This window comes from Kitasatospora sp. NPDC059571 (assembly GCF_042735675.1).
In the GTDB taxonomy this organism is placed as follows: domain Bacteria; phylum Actinomycetota; class Actinomycetes; order Streptomycetales; family Streptomycetaceae; genus Kitasatospora.
In genome coordinates, this window is sequence record NZ_JBHWBW010000623.1 from 1 (window position 1) to 3,918 (window position 3,918).

At 75.3% G+C, this 3,918-nt stretch carries 2 protein-coding genes; both read right to left on the minus strand.

Annotated features, from left to right (window positions below; all coding sequences use genetic code 11):
• Nucleotides 1-20: 20 nt before the first annotated feature.
• Nucleotides 21-1,847 carry an ABC transporter ATP-binding protein gene (locus ACFV0G_RS36740; RefSeq protein WP_380557324.1) on the minus strand — a complete coding sequence of 609 codons (1,827 nt, stop codon included), beginning with the start codon at nt 1,845-1,847 and terminating at the stop codon, nt 21-23.
• Nucleotides 1,844-3,637, minus strand: coding sequence for an ABC transporter ATP-binding protein (locus ACFV0G_RS36745; RefSeq protein ID WP_380557326.1), 1,794 nt, complete (start codon nt 3,635-3,637; stop codon nt 1,844-1,846). The genes ACFV0G_RS36740 and ACFV0G_RS36745 overlap by 4 nt, the downstream gene beginning before the upstream one ends.
• Nucleotides 3,638-3,918 lie beyond the last annotated feature (281 nt).

Below are 3,918 nucleotides of genomic sequence, written 5' to 3' on the forward strand. Positions count from 1 at the left end.
GGACCGGACCGGCCCGGAGGTCAGACCAGGCTGTCGCGCCAGGCCGCGTGCAGCCCGGCGAACCGGCCGCTGCCGCCGATCAGCTCCGCGGGCGCGCCGTCCTCGACGATCCGGCCCCCGTCCATCACCAGCACCCGGTCGGCGATCTCCACCGTGGAGAGCCGGTGCGCGATCACCACCGCGGTGCGCCCGGCCAGCACCGTGCGCATCGCCCGCTGCACCGCCTGCTCGCCCGGCACGTCCAGCGAGCTGGTCGCCTCGTCCAGGATCAGCACCGCCGGGTCGGCCAGCAGCGCCCGGGCGAAGGCCACCAGCTGCCGCTGCCCGGCCGAGATCCGGCCGCCGCGCTTGCGCACGTCGGTGTCGAAGCCGTCCGGCAGCGCGGCGACGAAGTCGTACGCGCCGATGTCCCGGGCCGCCTGCTCCACCTCGGCCCGGCTCGCCCCCGGCCGGCCGATCGCGATGTTCTCGGCGACCGTGCCGGAGAACAGGAAGGACTCCTGGGTCACCATCACCACGTTCCGCCGCAGGTCCGCGGTGGCGAGGTCGCGCAGGTCCACGCCGTCCAGCGCGATCCGGCCCTCGCTCGGGTCGTAGAACCGGGCCAGCAGCTTGGCCAGGGTCGACTTGCCCGCGCCGGTCGCGCCGACCACCGCCGTGGTCCGCCCGGCCGCCAGCTCCAGGTCGAACACCGGCAGCACGGTGCGGCCCGTCCGGTAGGCGAATCCCGTCCGCTCGAAGGTCACCGTCCGCCCGGCGGCCCCGGTGGCCGGCAGTGCGGCAGGCGCGGCCGGCTCCGCCACCGACGGCTCGTGCGCCAGCAGCCCGGCGATCTTCTCCAGCGCGGCCGCCGCCGACTGGTAGCTGTTCAGGAACATCGCCAGCTGGTCGATCGGCTCGTACAGCCGGCGCAGGTACAGCACGAAGGCGGTCAGCACGCCCAGCTCCAGCGAGCCGTCGCCGGCGAACACCGCACCGGTCAGCACCACGCCGGTGATCCACACGTTGGCCACCGCCCGCGAGGTGCCGACGTAGCGGGCCATCTCCAGCAGGCCGTCCGCGGTCGCCGCGGCGTACTGCCGGTTCACGGTGTCGAACGCGGCCTCGTTGGCCTGCTCGCGGCGGAACGCCTGCACCGGCCGGATGCCGTTCATGGTCTCGGTGAACCGGACGATCACCGACGCCACCGCCGTCCGCGAGCGCCGGTAGACCCGCTGCGAGCGGCGCCGGAACGAGCGCACCGTCAGGTACATCGGCAGGAACGACAGCAGCGACAGCAGGCCGAGCCGCCAGTCCATCACCACCAGCACCACCGACACGTACGCCACCGACAGCACCACCGCGAGCAGCTCCTGGAGCCCCTCGGCGAGCAGCTCGCGCAGCGCGTCCACGTCGCTGGTGGCGCGCGAGATGATCCGGCCCGAGGTGTACCGCTCGTGGAAGTCCAGTCCGAGCCGCTGGGCGTGCCGGAAGATCCGGCCGCGCAGCTCCAGCAGCACGTCCTGGTTGATCCGGGCGCTGGCCCGGATGAACGCCCGCTGCAGCCCGGTGGCCACCACCGCGCAGCCCAGGTACGCGGCGATCACCGCGATCAGCGGCCCGGCGTCGTGCGCCCGCAGCGCCGGGATGCCCCGGTCGATCGCCACGGCCACCAGCAGCGGCCCGGACTGCAGCGCCGCCTGCTGGACGGCGATCAGCGCCATCGCGCGGGCGATCCGTCCGCGGTGCGGGCCGAGCAGCTCCCGCAGCAGCTGCCGGGCGGCGCCCTCGGGGACGGGGATGTCCTCGTCCTCGGCCGCCGGCGGCAGCTCCTCCAGGTCCTCGGCGACGTCGACGGCGGTGCTCATCGGACGCTGCTCCCTTCGGGTACGGGGGCGGCCTCGCCCGTCATCAGCTCGCGGTAGACCGCCGAGGCAGCCAGGAGTTCCTGGTGGGTGCCGACGGCGGTGATCCGGCCGCCGTCCAGCACCGCGACCCGGTCGGCCAGCAGCACGGTGCTCGGCCGGTGGGCGACCACCAGCGCGGTGGTGCCCGCCAGCACCCGCCGCAGCGCCTGCTCGACCAGTGCCTCGGTGTGCACGTCCAGCGCGGAGAGCGGGTCGTCGAGCACCAGGAAGGGCGGGTCGCCGACCACGGCCCGGGCCAGCGCCAGGCGCTGGCGCTGGCCGCCGGACAGGCTCAGGCCCTGCTCGCCGACCTGGGTGGCGGTGCCGGCCGGCAGCCGGCCGACGAAGTCCGCCTGGGCGGTGGCGAGCGCGGCGGCGAGCCGGTCGTCGCCCGCGTCGGGGGCGCCCATCAGGACGTTCTCGCGCACCGAGGCGGAGAACAGGGTGGGCTCCTCGAAGGCGACCGAGACCAGCTCGCGCAGCCGCGGCCGCGGCAGGTCGCGGATGTCGGTGCCGTCCAGGGTGATGGTGCCCGCGGTGGTCTCGTACAGCCTGGGCAGCAGCGCCGTGAGGGTGGTCTTGCCGCTGCCGGTCGCCCCGACCAGGGCCATCGTCTCGCCCCGCCGGACGTGCAGGTCGACGCCGCGCAGCAGGTCCGGGTCGCCGTCCGGGGCGTCGGGGTAGCGGAAGTGCACGCCGGTCAGCCGGATGCCCTCGTCGCGGCCGGTGCCGGGTGCCGCGGCCGGGGTGTCGGCGGGCTCCGGCTCGTCCAGCACCTCGAAGAACCGGTCGGTGGCGGTGGCGGCCTCGTTGGCGTACGCGATCAGCCAGCCCAGCGACTCGACCGGCCAGCGCAGCGCGAGGGCGGTGGAGAGGAAGGCGACCAGGGTGCCGACCGACATGTGGCCGTCGGCGACCCGGACGGCGCCCAGCGCCAGGGCGCAGCCGAGCGCGAGCTCGGGCAGGCCGACGATGACCGCCCACAGGTCGGAGAGCATCCGCGCCTTGTGCAGTTCCGTCCCGCGCAGCTCGCGCGCCTGGGCGGCGAACCGCTGCGCCATGGTGCGGTGCCGGCCGAACGCCTTGAGGATGCGGATGCCGAGCACCGACTCCTCGACCACGGTGGCGAGGTCGCCGTTCTGGTCCTGGGCGGTGCGGGCGGCGGCGGAGTACCGCTGCTCGAAGTGGTGGGTCAGCCACACCAGCGGGGCGAACGGCAGCAGGGTGATCAGCGCGAGCCGCCAGTCCAGGGCCACCATCAGCCCGGTGCCGATCAGGAAGACCGTCGAGTTGACGATCAGGAAGACCAGCGGGAAGGCCAGGAAGAGCCGCATGGTGAACATGTCGGAGGTCGCCCGGGAGAGCAGCTGCCCGGAGGCCCAGCGGTCGTGGAAGGCCACCGGCAGCCGCTGCAGCTTGGCGTAGAGGTCGCCGCGCATCGCCGTCTCGACCCGCGCCAGCGGCCGGGCCACGATCACCCGGCGGATGCAGAACAGCCCGGCCTCGGCGAGTCCGAGCACCAGGAGCACGCCGACCAGCGGCCAGAGCGCGGCGAGGTCGTGCCGGGCGATCGGCCCGTCGACGATCCGGCGCAGCACGACCGGGACCGCCAGCACGCTGGTCGAGGCGAGCAGCGCGGCGGCGGTGGAGCCGGCGATCCGCCAGCGGGCGGTCCTGGCGTAGGGCCACAGGCGCAGCAGGGAGCGCACCGTGGACCGGCGCCGGACGGCGGGGGGCTGGTTCGTGGACATCGGCCAGAGGGTAAGCCGCTGCCCCGTCATTTCTCACCAGGTTTTACGGACCTTACGGCGACTTCCGGCCGGGCGGGCCCGGTGCGGGCGGCGCGGGAGGTGCGCGAGGGGTGCACGGGGCGTTGCGCCGTTCGGGTGCGGCGGTGCGCCCGGGGCCGCCGGGAGCGCTCCGCCGGCCCCGCGCCCCGCTCAGTCCGGCCGGGGCGCCCGCAGCAGCCGCAGCGAGCGCCCGGCCAGCAGCACCGCGCCGCGCACCCGGCCCGCCACCTCGGGCGGGCCGG

Coding starts and splice junctions, on each gene's coding strand:
- ACFV0G_RS36740 (WP_380557324.1), bottom strand. CDS start 1,847: ATGAGCACCGCCGTCGACGTCGCCGAGGACCTGGAGGAGCTGCCGCCG.
- ACFV0G_RS36745 (WP_380557326.1), bottom strand. CDS start 3,637: ATGTCCACGAACCAGCCCCCCGCCGTCCGGCGCCGGTCCACGGTGCGC.